The organism is Roseomonas aeriglobus (assembly GCA_016937575.1).
Classification (GTDB): domain Bacteria; phylum Pseudomonadota; class Alphaproteobacteria; order Sphingomonadales; family Sphingomonadaceae; genus Sphingomonas; species Sphingomonas aerigloba.
Genome location: JAFHKN010000002.1, coordinates 2,187,082 through 2,201,627, shown reverse-complemented (window position 1 = coordinate 2,201,627; position 14,546 = coordinate 2,187,082). Strand labels below are relative to the sequence as shown.

The window sequence follows — 14,546 nt, the reverse complement described above, 5'->3', positions numbered from 1 at the left end:
GGCTGCGAACGCCGCACGCCCGATACAGTAGCTCGCGCTTGCGTATCAGGCAGGAAAAGTCAAGGTTGGCGCTTGGGAACCAGGGTCCTGAACGCCTTTATCCGGCATTCCGCGCCAGAACGTGACCGAAACGCATCACGCGCGGCACAGGCTTTGCCGTCCGGCGTCATCTTCACATAGAAGCCGGTGTAGAAATCGAGCGCGCGGCATTCCCGCTCCAATTTCGCGCGCAACCGCTTCCCGCCGTTGAGGATCAGGTCGACGCTGTCCTCACTGGGCAGCGACGCGGCGGCGATGTCGATCAGGGCGACGCACTTGTCCGCCTTCTTCTCCGTCCACTTCGTCTGCTGGGGCGTGCGGGTCAGCGTCACCGCCGTGCCGGGGCGGGCCGACAGGCGGGGCACGCGGATAATCATGCGCTGCTGGATCGTCACCGTCGTCGACGTGATGCCGCCTGCGGGCGGCGGCGGCGGACGCACCGGCCCGCGTTGTTGCGCCTGTGCGGTCAGCGCGGGCAACGCGATGGCGACGGCGAAGAAGGGCAGGCGGGGCGGGAGAATCACGGTAGGCGGCGAATGCCCTCGGGGGATTGAACCGCCGATGAATTGGCGGCGCGGCACGGTGATGCTAGCGGGCTAACCATGAACACGCCAGTGGCCGATGCCTTTCTTGCCGACGTCCGGGCCGCGATTGGCCCGCGCGCCGTGACGACCGATGCGGGGGATCTGGCGGCGTGGCTGACCGACTGGCGCGGGCGGTATCACGGAAATGCCTGCGCGCTGGTGTCGCCGGCATCGACGGCGGAGGTCGCCGCGATCGTCGACGCATCGCGCCGCCACCGCGTGCCGCTCGTGCCTCAGGGCGGCAATACGTCAATGGTCGGCGGCGCGACGCCGGGGGCGGACGGCACTGCGGCGATCCTATCGCTGCGCCGGATGAACGCCATCCGCCAGCTGTCAGCAGACGAGGGCACGGCGGTGGCGGAGGCCGGGGTCGTCCTGTCCCACCTGCACGACGCCGCCGCCGGCGTCGGTTGCCGCTTTCCGCTGACGCTCGGCGCGCGCGGATCGGCGACGATCGGCGGCTTGATCTCGACCAACGCGGGCGGCACGCAGGTCCTGCGCTGGGGGACGATGCGCGCGCTGGTCGCCGGGTTGGAGGCGGTGCTGCCCGACGGCACGGTCCACCACGGCCTTGCCCCACTGAAGAAGGACAATCGCGGCTACAGCGTCGACCAGCTGTTGATCGGAGCGGAGGGGACGCTCGGCATCGTCACTGCGGCGACGCTGCGCCTCGCGCCCGCGATCGTCGCGCGCGGCGTCGCCTGGGTCGGGCTCGACAGCCCGCACACCGCGCTTGCGCTGCTGAGGCGGCTGGACCGCGCGACGCGCGCGATCGAAAGTTTCGAGATCATCCCCGGCGACAGCCTCGACGCCGTGCTGCACCATATCCCGAACACGCGCAGTCCGCTTGCCGGCCAACATCCCTGGCACGTCCTGATTGAAGCGGTCGCGATGGACGGCGCCGACGAATCGCCCGCCGCGCTGCTCGAGCGTTTGCTGGCCGATGCGCTGGCCGAGGGGATCGGCGACGACGCGGCGCTCGCGGCGAGCGAGGCACAGGCAGAGGCAATGTGGCGCATCCGCGATTCGCTGTCGGAGGCGGAGCGTGCGATGGGCCCCGCCGTTCAGCACGATATTTCGGTGCCGGTCGCGGGCATGCCCGATTTCATGATCGACGGCGCCGCAACGGTGGAGCGCGCCTGGCCAGGCACGCATGCGACCGCCTTCGGCCATTTGGGCGACGGCAACGTGCATTTCCACGTGCGCGCGCCGGCCGGCGCCGATCGCGACCGATGGTATGCGACCGACGCACCGGCGATCACGCGCATGGTCCACGACCTGGTCGTCGCGGCAGGCGGTTCGATCTCCGCGGAACATGGCATCGGGCAGATGAAGCGTGAGGAACTGCAGCGGTTGAGCGATCCCGCCCGGCTGAGCGCGCTACGGGCGATCAAGACCGCGTTCGACCCGCTCGGCCTGTTCAATCCCGGCAAGCTGGTCTCGCTTGCGCCCGCCCCGGCGGCTTCATAAGCCTGTCCCCGATGTCTTGGGCGGGGTCTCTATCATGCGCAGTGCCATTGTCCGTACGGATCGTTACGCTCGTGGATCGATCGTCTTCCATTGGGTGATCGCGCTGGCGATCCTGTTCAACCTGGGGCTCGGCATCGGTCATGACGCGCTGCCCGACGCCTGGACGGTGATGCCGGTGCACAAGGCGCTGGGGATAACCGTGCTGGCGCTGACCCTCGCTCGCCTCGCCTGGCGCCTGGCGCACCGCCCGCCACCGCTTGCGCCCGACATGCCGAGCTGGGAGCGGACCGCCGCCAATGCGTCGCACTGGGGTCTCTACGTCTTTTCGATCCTGGTCCCGCTGACCGGCTGGGCGATGGTCTCGGGCGGAGCGGTACGCCGGCCGCTCGAGTGGTTCGGGCTATTTCCCATCCCCTATCTGCCGGTGTCGCAAGGCGCCGCCGGGGTGGCGCATGAGGGGCATGAGATCCTCGGCTATGCCCTTCTCGCGCTGGTCGTCGTCCACACGCTGGCGGCACTGCGCCACCATCTGATCCTGCGCGATGCGACGCTTGCGCGGATGCTGCCGATCGTGCGCGCGCGCGCATCGCGATAACGTGTCGCGGGCGATCGACGGAAATTGCAAGGCGTTCGAAAACAAGCGAAATTCGTCTCTTGAAACCCAATTGCACTCGACCTACATTGTGAGTGCAAGGCTTCGTGTCCCCCCTTTCGCGGAGCTTTGCGGCACGCCTTCGGGTGTGTCTCCTCCCTGAACCTTGGCCACTCCGGAGCTTGTCTCCGGGGTGGTTTTTTTATTCCGCGGCAAGCGAGGTCGGCAGCGATTCGTCGGCCAGCGCGTCGATCACGTCGCGCACGAACCGCGCCACGTCGTCGAACCGTCCGCCAGGCGCGTCCAGCGCGTCGTCCAGATACAGCGACCGGTCGATCTCCAGCTGAATTCCGTGAATAGCGCGCGCCGGCTGGGCGTGCCGTTCGAGCACATGTCCGCCCGAATAGGGGACGTTCAGCGCGGTGGCGAAGCCGGCGCGTCGGGCGCATCCTTCGATCCGCGCGACGAACCGGGCACCGGCGGTCCGCCCGAAACGGTCGCCGACGACGATTTGCGCCGGCGCCACTCCGGCCAGCGAGGGCATCGAATGGAGGTCGAGCAGGACCGCGATTCCGAACTGCGCCCGTGCCGCCTGCAACGCGTCGGCCACCGCGGCGTGATAGGGCCGGTGATCGCCATGGATGCGCGCGGCGACCTCGTCCGCGCTCCAGGGCTGCGCCCAGATCTCGGTACCCGCCGCCGCCCGGCGCGGGATCAGCCCCAGCCCGCCGCGCACCCGCGCCGACAGCTGCGGCGTCCCGAACCGCGCCGCGCCCAGGTCGACTCGCGGATCGCGGTCGCGCTCGCTGCGATTGAGGTCGATCCACGCCCGCGGGCGTCGGGCGATGACCGCGACTTCGTCGCTTCGCGCGGCCAGCGCGAGCGTGTCGACATGACGGTCCTCGAGCGGACGCAGCTGCACCAGCGGCACCCGCAACCGCTCGACGAGCGCCTCGGGATACTCCCGGCCGGCATGCGGCACCGACAACACGACGGGGCTGGTCGGTAGGGCGGGGCCCAGGCGGTCGAAGCTCGGCGTCACGTCACCCACGCTAGGCGGTGCGCCCCGCCAGGACAATCGCCTGCGATGAACCGCGTACGGAACCCGCCGGTGCGGCTGGAATTTCTTAAAGGCTTGGCGGATACAAGGCGCGCGGATCGCCCGGCGTGCGGTCATGGGGATAATTTGATGATACGGATTCTGCTGGCCGAAGACGACGATGTGATGCGCCAGTATCTGGCGCGCGCACTGGAACGGTCGGGCTATGCCGTCACATCGGTCGACCGCGGCACCGCCGCGCTGCCGCTATTGGAGGCGGAGACCTTCGACCTGTTGCTGACCGACATCGTCATGCCCGAAATGGACGGTATCGAACTCGCCCAGCGTTGCGCCGACATTGCGCCCGATACGCGGGTGATGTTCATCACCGGCTTCGCCGCGGTGACGCTGAAGGCCGGCAAGGCGATGCCCCAGGCGCGCGTCCTCTCCAAGCCGTTTCACCTTCGCGATCTGGTGCTGGAAGTGGACCGCATGTTCGAGGTCGGCAGCGCCAGCGGGCATATCTGAGATTTTTCTCACCGAACGCGCTTGCGCCGATCCGATTCGGCCGCTAGGAGCGCGCTTCCCGCAAGGGCAGTGGGCGTGTAGCTCAGTGGTAGAGCACTGTGTTGACATCGCAGGGGTCGCAAGTTCAATCCTTGCCACGCCCACCATTAAAAACTCCGACAGGCCGTTGGTCTGTCGGGGTTTTTGCTTTCCGGGGCCGACACGACGCCATCGCGGCGCATCGGCGGGAGGGAAGGCGGCGTCCGTCACTCCGCGAATGGCCGATCGATCGCTACCGACGGTTGCGTGAACCAGGCGGCGCCATCCTCGGTCACGTAGAAATGATCCTCCAGCCGAATGCCGAACCGGTCGGGCACCACGATCATCGGCTCGTTGGAAAAACACATGCCCGGTGCCAGCGGCGTCGTATCGCCGCGGACGAGGTAGGCGGGCTCGTGGATCGACAGACCGATGCCGTGTCCCGTGCGATGCGGCAGGCCGGGCAGGCGATAGTCGGGGCCGAGCCCGGCGCGTTCGAGAACGACGCGGGCAGCGGCATCGATCGATTCGCAGGGGCGACCGGGTTCGACCGCGGCGAAGGCGGCGGCCTGAGCTTCCTTCTCCAGCTCCCAGATCACGCGCTGCTCGTCGTCGATACGGCCGAAGGCATAGGTGCGCGTGATATCGGAGTGGTACCCCTCGACCCGACAGCCGGTGTCGATCAGCACCAGATCGTCCTCCGCCAGTACGTCGTCGACCGGCAGGCCGTGCGGAAAGGCGGTCGACCGGCCGAACTGGACCGCGCAGAAATAGGAGCCGTCGGTCGCGCCGATCGCGCGATGCGCGGCGTCTATGAAGCGGCGGACCTCGGACGCGCGGATCCCGGGGGCGAGCACGCGGGCGGCACAGCGCTGCACCTCCAGCGTCATCGCCTTGGCCTGGGCAAGTAGGGCGATCTCGGCCGACGACTTGACCGATCGACACCCGTCGACGACCGCCGCGGCATCGACCAGCGTCAGCGCGGGTGCTGCAGCGCGGATGCGCTCCGCCGCCAGGAAAGGTAGGGCGGGATCGAGCGCCAGCGTGCCGCCGCGCGCTGCGCCAAGCGTATCGACGACCAGGTGCGCAGGGCTTTCATGCTCCTCCCACAGACGGATATCGGCGTCGATCTTCAGATCGGCCTCGAGCGAGCCGAGTTCGAACGCCGGTGCGATCAGTACCGGGCGGCTGGCGACCGGCAGCAGCAAGGCGACCAATCGCTCGGTCGCGCCCCACGGGACGCCGGCGAAATAGCGCAAGCTGTCGCCTGCGCCGATCAGCAGCGCATCGGCGCCCATGTCCCGGGTAAGGCGACGAGCTTTTTCGAGACGGTATTCGCGTTCGGACGAAGCGATCGACGGCGCCCGATTCCCCCATGGCACGATCGCAGCGAGTTCGCGGTCGATCGTCGATCCGCCTATCTGAGACATAGTCAAATCCTTTTTTGTTTCGAGCCGCAATAAACAATTTGCCAGCGCTCGACGAGAATCGTATACGATGATTAGCTTCAGGAGATTTCAGTGACGAAGACCGCACTCTGGACGGGTGTCTATCCCGCCGCCACCACCCAATTCGCTGCCGACGGTTCGGTCGATATCGACGAAACTCAGCGCGGACTGGTCGCTCTGGTCGACGATGGCGTTGACGGTCTGATCCTGCTCGGCACCTGTGGCGAGAACAACTCGCTGGACGTCGCTGAAAAACATGCCGTGTTGAAGGCCGGCGTTGAGGCGGTCGGCGGTCGCGTCCCGCTGATCACGGGCGTGTCCGAATTCACGACGCACCGTGCGGCCGAATTTGCCCGTGAAGCCGAAGCGATCGGCATCGATGCGCTGATGCTGCTGCCAGCGATGGTCTATGTTCCGACGCCCAACGAACTGGCGACGCATTTCCGGACGGTTGCGGAATCGACCGGTCTGCCGATCATGCTCTACAATAACCCGCCCGCGTACCGCGTGTCGGTCGACTTCGCGACGCTCGAACTGCTGAATCCGGTCAAGAACATCGTCGCGGTCAAGGAAAGCGCGCCGGATCCGCGCCGCTTCACCGACGTCATCAACCGCTTCGGCGACCGCTACACGGTGATGGCCGGTCTCGACGACGTCGCGCTCGAAGGCATGCTGCTGGGCGCATCGGGCTGGGTGTCGGGCCTGACCAGTGCCTTCCCGCAGGAATCGGTCGCGCTGATCGCCGCGGTCTATCGTGGCGATTGGGAAGAGGCGCGACGCATCTATCGCTGGTTCATGCCGCTGCTCCACCTCGATGCCGAGCATGACCTGGTCCAGTCGATCAAGCTCGCCGAACAGATCATGGGCCGCGGCTCGGAACGCGTCCGCCTGCCGCGTCTGCCGCTGGAAGGGGCACGTCGCGCCGAAGTTATCGCGATGGTCGAAAAATGTGCGGCGACGCGGCCGACGCTGACGCCCGCGATGCCGAAGGCCGTCGCTGCCTGAAGGTTGATCCAGTCAGGTTGAGACACGTGCCCCGGCGCAGGCCGGAGCGGTGGCGATCGAAAGCTGTGACTGCCACGGATTCGGCCTGCGCCGGAGCATGTCCAATTCAACCGAGGTGGATCATCCACTTATGCGTCATACCTTCTTCTGCATCGATGGCCATACGGCGGGCAATCCCGTTCGCCTGGTGGCCGGCGGTGCGCCTTTGCTGCAGGGGCGCAGCATGGCGGAACGGCGCCAGGATTTCCTGGCGCGGTTCGACTGGATCCGCACCGGCCTGTGTTTCGAGCCGCGCGGGCACGACATGATGTCGGGCGGTTTCCTCTATCCGCCGTGCGGCCCCGATGCCGATGCCGCCATCCTGTTCATCGAGACATCGGGATGCCTGCCGATGTGCGGCCACGGCACGATCGGCATGATTACCTTCGGCCTGGAAAACGGGCTGATCCAGCCGCGCGAGCCGGGCAAGCTGGTTGTCGAGGTGCCTGCGGGCACGATCACCATCGACTATGTGGCGGACGGCAACCGCGTGCGTTCGGTGAAGATCCGCAACGTGCCCGCCTATCTCGCGACGCGCGGACTCCAGATCGACGTTCCCGGCCTCGGGCCCCTCACGATCGACGTGTCCTATGGCGGCAATTATTATGCGATCATCGAACCGCAGGGTGGCTACACCGGCCTCGACGATCTGGGCGCGGCGGCGATCGTCGAATACAGCCGCGCGATCCGCACGGCGGTGCGCGCGGTGTACGAACCGGTCCATCCGCTGGAACCGACCATCCGCGGCGTGACCCATGTCCTTTGGGCCGACAAGCCCAAGGGTGAGGGCGCCGATGGCCGCAACGCGGTGTTCTACGGCGAGCGCGCGATCGATCGCAGCCCATGCGGCACCGGCACGTCGGCGCGTCTTGCCCAGCTCGCGGCGACGGGACGCCTGGCGGTCGGCGATACCTTCGTCCACGAAAGCTATATCGGCAGCCGCTTCATCGGCCGCGTCGAGGCGGCGGCGACCATCGGCGATCAGGCCGGTATCATTCCGTCGATCGAAGGATCGGCGATCGCGACCGGGCACAACACGATCTGGATCGACCGCGAAGACCCGTTCTGGGCCGGCTTTACGGTCGTCTGATCCGCGTGACGGTGGATACGGCCGCTCGTCCCCGCAGCGCAATCGTCGTCGGCAACGGCGTCGTCGGCCTGTCGGTCGCCGTCGCGCTGCGGCGGCAGGGCGTTGCGACCACGATCGTTGCGCCGGACGCCGCCTGGCGCGGCGCATCCTGGGGTAACGCCGGACATATCGCAGTCGAGCAGGTCGCACCGCTCGCGTCGCGCGCGACGCTGCGCAGCATGCCGACGCGGCTGTTCCTGCGCGGGGGCGCGCTCGGCCTGCCGCCGCGCGACCTCGCGACCTGGTTGCCGTTCGGGCTGCGGCTAATGCGGGCCAGCGCGCCGGACCGATTCGAAGCCGGCAAGATCGCGCTATCGAAACTGCTGGCCGACGCGCTGCCGGCGTGGCGGCGCTTGCTCGACGTGGCGCAGCGGAGCGACCTGCTGCGCGAGGACGGGCATATCGTCCTGTGGGAGACGCCCGAGACCGCAGCGCGCGGCCGCGCGGCCTGGGCATCGAGCGATATCGGTACGGCGCAGTTTCGGGACCTGATGGCGGACGAGCTGGCCGAGCTCGGTCGCCGCATATCGGTGCCGCTCGCCGGGGGCATCCGCTTTTCCGGCAGTGGCCAGATCGTCGATCCGGCGGCGCTGGGCGATGCCCTGCACGCCACCTTCACCCAGGCTGGCGGACGGCGGCGCTCCGGACAGGTCGCCGCGCTGGTGCCAACGCAGCAAGGCGTGCGCGTCGCGCTCGACGATGGCGGTGCGCTCGACGCCGATGTCGCGGTGGTCGCCGCAGGGGCAGCGTCGGCACGGCTTCTCCAACCGCTCGGCCACCGTGTCCCGCTGATCGCCGAGCGCGGCTATCACCTCGAAGCCGAACCAGTCGATTGGCCGCGCGCGCTGCCGCCGGTGGTATTCGAGGATCGCTCGCTGATCCTGACCCGTTTTGCCGGCGCCCTTCGCGCGGCGAGCTTCGTCGAATTCTCGACGATCGAGCGAGCGCCGGACCCGCGCAAATGGGCGCGGCTCGCGGGACATCTCGCCGCGCTCGGCATCGGCTTTGCCGAAACGCCCCGGCCGTGGATGGGCGCGCGGCCGACATTGCCCGACTATCTTCCCGCGATCGGCCGCAGTCGCCGCCACCCGTCGATCGCCTATGCCTTCGGCCACCAGCATCTGGGCCTGACCCTCGCGGCGACGACCGGCGAATTGCTCGCAGGCTATCTGACCGGCGCGAAATCACATATCGACCTGTCGCCCTACAATGTGGCAAGGTTCGACCGCTGACGATCCGCTTCTTGGTATCGCGGCCCGTCGCCATGCCATTGCGACGGTCACTTTTCCGGGTTGTCCGCAAATGAGCCTAGTCGTCCGCACCCTGTCCGATCGCCTCGTCGATATCGTCCGCGACCGCATCCTCGCCGGTACGGTCCAGGGCAAGACCGCGATCCGTCAGGACGCACTGGCGGCCGAGCTGGGCGTCAGCAAGATCCCGCTCCGCGAGGCCCTGGCGCGGCTGGAGCAGGAGGGGCTGGTCCGGTCGCAGGCCAACCACGGCTTCTTCGTCCGCGAGCTGACCGCCGAAGAAGCGGAGGACGTCTACGCCCTGCGCCTGAAGATCGAGCCGGATGCGGTCGCGCTGGCCGCGGAACGCGCCACCGACACCGATCGCGATCAGGCGATTGCCGCGCTCGCCGCGCTCGACCGCGAAACCGATGCGCACGACATCCACGTCGGCGCCGCCAATCGCGCGTTTCACATCGCGCTGCTGCGTCCCGCGGGCCGCGCGATCACGCTGCAGCTGCTCGAACGGCTGCACGTCCTGAGCGAGCGCTACGTCAGCATCCACCTCCAGCCCGCAGGCCGCGATCGCCGCGCCAATGACGAACATGCGATGCTGCTCGAGGCGTGGCTTGCCCGCGATACCGACCGTGTGAAGCGCGACATGTACAAGCACATAGACCAGACGCTGGACGATCTGCGCCGCGAGCTGGCGGTGGCCAAGGAATCTGCCGCCTAGGGACTCCGCCGTCGTTCAGGCCAGCGACAGCCGCCATGCCGCTCTCTCGGTACAGCAACGTAACGACAGGGAGAGTCGGCATGAGAGCGGCGATGACATGGGCGCTGGGCGCGATCCTCTTGAGCGGCGCCGCCACCGCGACGGCCGGCGGGCCGGCGCTGACGGGCTTTCACGCCTTTGCCGCGCGTGGCGAGCTGATCGAGGTGCGCAAGCCGCTGTTCATGGACGGCAAGCTGCGCGTCGGCGCGGCGGTCGGCACGGTGAAGCGCCGGTCGAACGGCCGGACGGAGACTATCGGCGATGGCGCGGTCGCGTTCAGCCAGACCGAGCGGTTCGGCCGGACAAGCTTCGAGGTGACCGGGGGGGAGGTCGGGGGCACCGTATCGGGCGCCTGCGGCTATGACCGGTCGGAGGAAAGCGTCGCTTATGGTCAGGCAACGATCAGCCAGCCGGTCGCCCCCTTGCGGATGCGCTGCGACTTTCAGCGTGACGGGCGGCCGATCGGGCATCTGTTGCTGGGCGCACCGCTCGGCCCGCCCCGGGGCTTCCAGCCGAGCGTGCGCAGCGGCGAAGTGGTGATCGGCGACACGCGCCTCGCGTTACGCTCGGCGCACGAGATGGGGAAGGGGGGCGTCGCGACGTCCAGCCCGATCGGCTATTGGCTCGACGACGCGCAGGGGCTGCCGGTGGCGGCAGTCGACACCAACGGCTTCACCCGCGTCCGCCTGGCGCTGCCGCGCGACCCGGCACAGCGCGACGCGGCGTTGCTCGCGGGCATCGCCATCGCGACCTTCTGGGACCCCGGCGACACCGACGATTGAGTGCCCCCCGTTATTCCGAGTGATGTCGAGCGGACCGTCGGCGATCGGGATGGACGGTGAACCGCTTAATATGCCGCGTCGTCGACCATATCGAACTCGCGTACCCCGCGCCGTCGTCGGGCGGCCTCGACCCGGGTCCGCAGTTCCTCGCGGCGGGCGCGGGCGCGGTGGACGTCGCGCATCACCAGCGGCTGCGCCCGCGTCGTCTCGTCCGACGTGGTCAGCGTCAGCGTGCCGATATCGGCCATCTGGTTGATCAGGCTGAAGTCGATCCGCACGTCCTTGACGCGGTACAGCTCGACCTCGTCGATCGACTTGTTGATGAGGCCACGGTGCAGGATCAGCCGGTCGGCGGTCAGCTCGTACTTCGTCGATTTATCCTCGATCCACCGTACCCCGACGATCACCAGCGCGATGGCCGACAGGAACAGCGGCAGCACCGGATTGACCGTTTCGGTCGTCCCGCTGGCGATCACGGCGCCGACGGGGCCGGCGAGGAACAGCAACACCGTACCCCACCCGGCCAGCGTGCCCCGCAGCCACCCGTTGGTGGACGAGCGGAAAATATCGATCGTCTGTGCCATTCGGCCCTCCCGGTCGTGAAACTACGGGGGTGTGGGAGCCGCCGCAATGGCGGAATTCGAGGGGGCGGGCGCCCTCGTCCCCTCTGCGGGAAAGCGGCCGGTCATGGCAGGGCGAAGTGGAACAAGCCGTACCAAACGACAAAAGCGAATAGGAACAGGCCAGCTCCGCAGGCCCTAGCGAAGCCTGCGGGCGTGAGCGTTCCGCTCGCCACGCAGGCGAATGCCACGATGGGAGAAATTGGCAGGTACAAGATGGCGGCTGTGACCAGCCCCGGAGAATAGCGATCGGTCGCCGCTGTCATCCCCACGTGAAAGAGGGCGTCCCAGAACACATTGCCGCTCGCCCACAGAATTAACAGGGTCGACGCCCTTCGGGAACCGGTTCTGCTGGTCCAAGCGGTCAGGGCCACCATGATGGCGAAGAACGCAGCGTTGTTCGCGGCGAACGCCTCGTTGTTGAATGATCCCCCAACAACATTCGTAACCCAGCCAGGGAAGTTTCCGAGATACTCCTCTGCGATGTGCGAAGCAAATGCTAGCGGGAGCAACCAAATAACCCGACGAAACGCCTGTTGGTTACCCAGCCGATCGACCATGCTGCCCGTCCCCGTCGCCAATGTCGCTAACGCGTGGATGTAGTGTCCTCAACCGGCGTAACCTTAACGATCCGCCGGACAGGCTCACAATGTCTGCCAGTGGGCATCAGCGATCATTGTAAACCTGTAAGCCTGTCGGCGGACGCATATGCCGCCGGCGTTACTGCACGCTGTCCCCCGCGCCACGCAGGCGGGCCTTCGCCTCCAGCTGCGTTCCGTCCGCCAGCACCAGTGTCAGCCGCGTCTCGTCTCCGGCTTTTAATTTCGGATCCATGTCGAACAGCATCACGTGCCGCCCGCCCGGCGCGAAGGTGACGGCGCCGTTCGCAGGCACCGCGACCGAGGCGAGGGGCGCCATCGACATGCTGCCATGCGCGCCGGCCATGCTTTCGTGCAGTTCGGCGCGCTTGGCCGCCGGGGTCGTCACCGACGCCAATGTCACCGCGCTGCCGCCGGCGGCCAGCGTGAAGTATGCCGCCCCCGGTCGGCCGGGCACCGCGGGCAGGCGAACCCAGGCGTATTTCACCGCCGGTTCGGCCGGTGTCGGCTGGCACGCGCTCAGCACAAGACCCAGGACCGCGACGATCGGTAGCCGCATGCAACCCACTCCCAATTCGAGAAAACGCCATGCTTTCCTAAGGGGCGGGCGGCCCTTGCGGCAAGGCCGGCTCCACCTATATCGCGCCGGTAACAATTGGTTCCCGCGTCGCCTAGAATTGGGACGAGGGGGCCTTTTCTAGTGAACAGAAACCTGGGGGTACAGGCAGAAGACTATGGCAAAAGTTATCGGTATCGATCTGGGCACGACCAACAGCTGCGTCGCCGTCATGGAAGGCGGCAAGCCGAAGGTCATCGAGAATGCGGAAGGCGCGCGTACGACGCCGTCGATCGTCGCCTTCGCCAAGGATGGCGAGCGTCTGATCGGCCAGCCCGCAAAGCGCCAGGCGGTGACCAATCCCGACAACACCATCTTCGCGGTGAAGCGCCTGATCGGCCGCCGCTTCGACGATCCCGTCACCAAGAAGGACACCGAGCTGGTTCCGTACACGATCGTGCGCGGCTCGAACGGTGACGCGTGGGTCAAGGCCGGTGGCGAGGACTACAGCCCCTCGCAGATCAGCGCCTTCACGCTCCAGAAGATGAAGGAAACCGCCGAGAGCTATCTCGGCGAGACGGTGACCCAGGCGGTCATCACGGTTCCCGCATACTTCAACGACGCCCAGCGTCAGGCGACCAAGGACGCCGGCAAGATCGCGGGTCTCGAAGTGCTGCGCATCATCAACGAGCCGACCGCAGCGGCGCTCGCTTACGGCCTCGACAAGAACGAGAACAAGACGATCGCGGTCTATGACCTCGGCGGCGGTACGTTCGACATCTCGATCCTCGAAGTCGGCGACGGCGTGTTCGAGGTTAAGGCGACCAACGGCGACACCTTCTTGGGTGGCGAGGATTTCGACGCCAAGCTCGTCCAGTATCTGGCCGACGGCTTCAAGAAGGACGAGGGCATCGACCTCACCAAGGACAAGCTGGCGCTCCAGCGTCTGAAGGAAGCGGCCGAAAAGGCGAAGATCGAGCTGTCATCGGCGGCCTCGACCGAAGTCAACCTGCCCTTCATCACCGCCGACCAGAATGGTCCGAAGCACCTGGTGAAGTCGATCACCCGCGCCGACCTCGAGCGGCTGGTCGACGACCTGATCCAGCGCACGCTCGAGCCGCTGAAGAAGGCGATGGCCGACGCCGGCGTCAAGAACGACAGCATCGACGAAGTCGTGATGGTCGGCGGCATGACCCGCATGCCCAAGGTCCGTCAGGTCGTGAAGGACTTCTTCGGCAAGGAGCCGCATGTCGGCGTGAATCCGGACGAAGTCGTCGCGATCGGCGCGGCGATCCAGGCGGGCGTGCTGCAGGGCGACGTCAAGGACGTGCTGCTGCTCGACGTGACGCCGCTGTCGCTGGGCATCGAGACGCTGGGTGGCGTGTTCACCCGCATGATCGATCGCAACACGACGATCCCGACCAAGAAGTCGCAGACCTATTCGACCGCGGACGACAACCAGCAGGCCGTCACCATCCGCGTGTTCCAGGGCGAGCGCGAAATGGCGGCGGACAACAAGCTGCTCGGCCAGTTCGACCTGGTCGGCATCCCGCCGGCGCCACGCGGCGTGCCGCAGATCGAAGTCACCTTCGACATCGACGCCAACGGCCTGGTCAACGTGTCGGCCAAGGACAAGGGCACCGGCAAGGAACAGCAGATCCGCATCCAAGCCTCGGGCGGCCTGTCGGACAGCGACATCGAACAGATGGTCCGCGATGCCGAGAAGTTTGCGGATGAGGACAAGAAGCGTCGTGAAGGCGCCGAGGCGAAGAACAACGCCGAGAGCTTGATCCACACGACCGAGCGCCAGCTGGCCGACAATGGCGACAAGGTCGATGCGTCGCTGAAGTCGGAAATCGAAGCGGCGATCGCCGAGGCGAAGTCGGCCGTCGAGTCGAACGATGTCGACGCGATGAAGACCAAGTCGGAGGCGCTCGCGCAGGTCGCGATGAAGCTCGGCCAGGCGATCTACGAAAAGCAGCAGCAGGCGGAGGCTTCGCCTTCGGCCGATGCTGCGGGTGATGCGCCGAAGGAAGACGTCGTCGACGCCGAATTCTCGGAAGTGGACGACAACCAGAAGGCGTAAGCGCTATG

15 protein-coding genes and 1 tRNA gene are annotated in these 14,546 nt (G+C 67.1%); 10 read left to right on the top strand and 6 right to left on the bottom strand.

The annotated features are described in order from the left end of the window. Positions 1–59 precede the first annotated feature (59 nt). Positions 60–620, bottom strand: coding sequence for a hypothetical protein (locus tag JW805_11090; GenBank protein ID MBN2972562.1), 561 nt, complete (start codon positions 618–620; stop codon positions 60–62). A gap of 21 nt (positions 621–641) precedes the next feature. Between JW805_11090 and JW805_11085 the strand changes: the two genes are divergently transcribed. Then, positions 642–2,093 carry an FAD-binding oxidoreductase gene (locus JW805_11085; protein ID MBN2972561.1) on the top strand — a complete coding sequence of 484 codons (1,452 nt, stop codon included), beginning with the start codon at positions 642–644 and terminating at the stop codon, positions 2,091–2,093. A 34-nt stretch (positions 2,094–2,127) separates the two neighbouring features. Further along, entirely contained in the window at positions 2,128–2,688 is a 561-nt protein-coding gene (locus JW805_11080; protein MBN2972560.1) for a cytochrome b, read from the top strand. Positions 2,689–2,887: 199 nt separating this feature from the next. Here JW805_11080 and JW805_11075 read toward each other — a convergent pair whose 3' ends face one another. Next, positions 2,888–3,727, bottom strand: a complete 840-nt coding sequence (locus JW805_11075) for an N-formylglutamate amidohydrolase (GenBank protein MBN2972559.1) — start codon at positions 3,725–3,727, stop codon at positions 2,888–2,890. Between the two features lie 147 nt (positions 3,728–3,874). On the opposite strand from JW805_11075, the gene JW805_11070 reads away from it, so the two are divergent. Beyond that, on the top strand, positions 3,875–4,252 hold the full coding sequence (locus JW805_11070) for a response regulator (GenBank protein MBN2972558.1): 378 nt from the start codon (positions 3,875–3,877) through the stop codon (positions 4,250–4,252). A 71-nt stretch (positions 4,253–4,323) separates the two neighbouring features. Beyond that, positions 4,324–4,398 (top strand) — tRNA-Val (locus JW805_11065). A 99-nt stretch (positions 4,399–4,497) separates the two neighbouring features. Here the strand turns inward: JW805_11065 and JW805_11060 are convergent. Then, positions 4,498–5,700 carry an aminopeptidase P family protein gene (locus tag JW805_11060; GenBank protein ID MBN2972557.1) on the bottom strand — a complete coding sequence of 401 codons (1,203 nt, stop codon included), beginning with the start codon at positions 5,698–5,700 and terminating at the stop codon, positions 4,498–4,500. A 90-nt stretch (positions 5,701–5,790) separates the two neighbouring features. Here JW805_11060 and JW805_11055 point away from each other — a divergent pair, with 90 nt between their 5' ends. The 5 genes from JW805_11055 to JW805_11035 all read left to right on the top strand — a co-directional run bounded on the left by JW805_11055 (position 5,791) and on the right by JW805_11035 (position 10,677). Then, positions 5,791–6,723: a dihydrodipicolinate synthase family protein gene (locus JW805_11055; GenBank protein ID MBN2972556.1), complete on the top strand. Its 933-nt coding sequence runs from the start codon at positions 5,791–5,793 to the stop codon at positions 6,721–6,723. Between the two features lie 130 nt (positions 6,724–6,853). After that, positions 6,854–7,852 (top strand): 4-hydroxyproline epimerase, encoded by a 999-nt coding sequence (locus JW805_11050; protein MBN2972555.1) that lies wholly within the window; start codon positions 6,854–6,856, stop codon positions 7,850–7,852. 11 nt (positions 7,853–7,863) lie between these two features. Then, positions 7,864–9,123, top strand: coding sequence for an FAD-binding oxidoreductase (locus JW805_11045; protein ID MBN2972554.1), 1,260 nt, complete (start codon positions 7,864–7,866; stop codon positions 9,121–9,123). 70 nt (positions 9,124–9,193) lie between these two features. Beyond that, positions 9,194–9,856 carry a GntR family transcriptional regulator gene (locus JW805_11040; protein MBN2972553.1) on the top strand — a complete coding sequence of 221 codons (663 nt, stop codon included), beginning with the start codon at positions 9,194–9,196 and terminating at the stop codon, positions 9,854–9,856. Positions 9,857–9,936: 80 nt separating this feature from the next. Beyond that, positions 9,937–10,677: a hypothetical protein gene (locus JW805_11035; protein MBN2972552.1), complete on the top strand. Its 741-nt coding sequence runs from the start codon at positions 9,937–9,939 to the stop codon at positions 10,675–10,677. Positions 10,678–10,742: 65 nt separating this feature from the next. Here JW805_11035 and JW805_11030 read toward each other — a convergent pair whose 3' ends face one another. The 3 genes from JW805_11030 to JW805_11020 form a co-directional block, all read right to left on the bottom strand. Next, positions 10,743–11,261, bottom strand: a complete 519-nt coding sequence (locus JW805_11030; GenBank protein MBN2972551.1) for a PH domain-containing protein — start codon at positions 11,259–11,261, stop codon at positions 10,743–10,745. Between the two features lie 101 nt (positions 11,262–11,362). Beyond that, on the bottom strand, positions 11,363–11,857 hold the full coding sequence (locus tag JW805_11025; GenBank protein ID MBN2972550.1) for an HXXEE domain-containing protein: 495 nt from the start codon (positions 11,855–11,857) through the stop codon (positions 11,363–11,365). Between the two features lie 160 nt (positions 11,858–12,017). Next, positions 12,018–12,455 carry a copper chaperone PCu(A)C gene (locus JW805_11020; GenBank protein ID MBN2972549.1) on the bottom strand — a complete coding sequence of 146 codons (438 nt, stop codon included), beginning with the start codon at positions 12,453–12,455 and terminating at the stop codon, positions 12,018–12,020. A gap of 175 nt (positions 12,456–12,630) precedes the next feature. Between JW805_11020 and dnaK the strand changes: the two genes are divergently transcribed. Further along, positions 12,631–14,538 carry a molecular chaperone DnaK gene (gene dnaK, locus JW805_11015; GenBank protein MBN2972548.1) on the top strand — a complete coding sequence of 636 codons (1,908 nt, stop codon included), beginning with the start codon at positions 12,631–12,633 and terminating at the stop codon, positions 14,536–14,538. The last annotated feature ends 8 nt before the right edge of the window (positions 14,539–14,546 follow it).

Excerpts from the sequence above, each read along its gene's own strand:
- dnaK (MBN2972548.1), top strand. The coding sequence starts at position 12,631 with ATGGCAAAAGTTATCGGTATCGATCTGGGCACGACCAACAGCTGCGTC.
- JW805_11030 (MBN2972551.1), bottom strand. The coding sequence starts at position 11,261 with ATGGCACAGACGATCGATATTTTCCGCTCGTCCACCAACGGGTGGCTG.
- JW805_11020 (MBN2972549.1), bottom strand. The coding sequence starts at position 12,455 with ATGCGGCTACCGATCGTCGCGGTCCTGGGTCTTGTGCTGAGCGCGTGC.
- JW805_11025 (MBN2972550.1), bottom strand. The coding sequence starts at position 11,857 with ATGGTCGATCGGCTGGGTAACCAACAGGCGTTTCGTCGGGTTATTTGG.
- JW805_11040 (MBN2972553.1), top strand. The coding sequence starts at position 9,194 with ATGAGCCTAGTCGTCCGCACCCTGTCCGATCGCCTCGTCGATATCGTC.
- JW805_11080 (MBN2972560.1), top strand. The coding sequence starts at position 2,128 with ATGCGCAGTGCCATTGTCCGTACGGATCGTTACGCTCGTGGATCGATC.
- JW805_11035 (MBN2972552.1), top strand. The coding sequence starts at position 9,937 with ATGAGAGCGGCGATGACATGGGCGCTGGGCGCGATCCTCTTGAGCGGC.
- JW805_11060 (MBN2972557.1), bottom strand. The coding sequence starts at position 5,700 with ATGTCTCAGATAGGCGGATCGACGATCGACCGCGAACTCGCTGCGATC.
- JW805_11085 (MBN2972561.1), top strand. The coding sequence starts at position 642 with ATGAACACGCCAGTGGCCGATGCCTTTCTTGCCGACGTCCGGGCCGCG.
- JW805_11070 (MBN2972558.1), top strand. The coding sequence starts at position 3,875 with ATGATACGGATTCTGCTGGCCGAAGACGACGATGTGATGCGCCAGTAT.
- JW805_11050 (MBN2972555.1), top strand. The coding sequence starts at position 6,854 with ATGCGTCATACCTTCTTCTGCATCGATGGCCATACGGCGGGCAATCCC.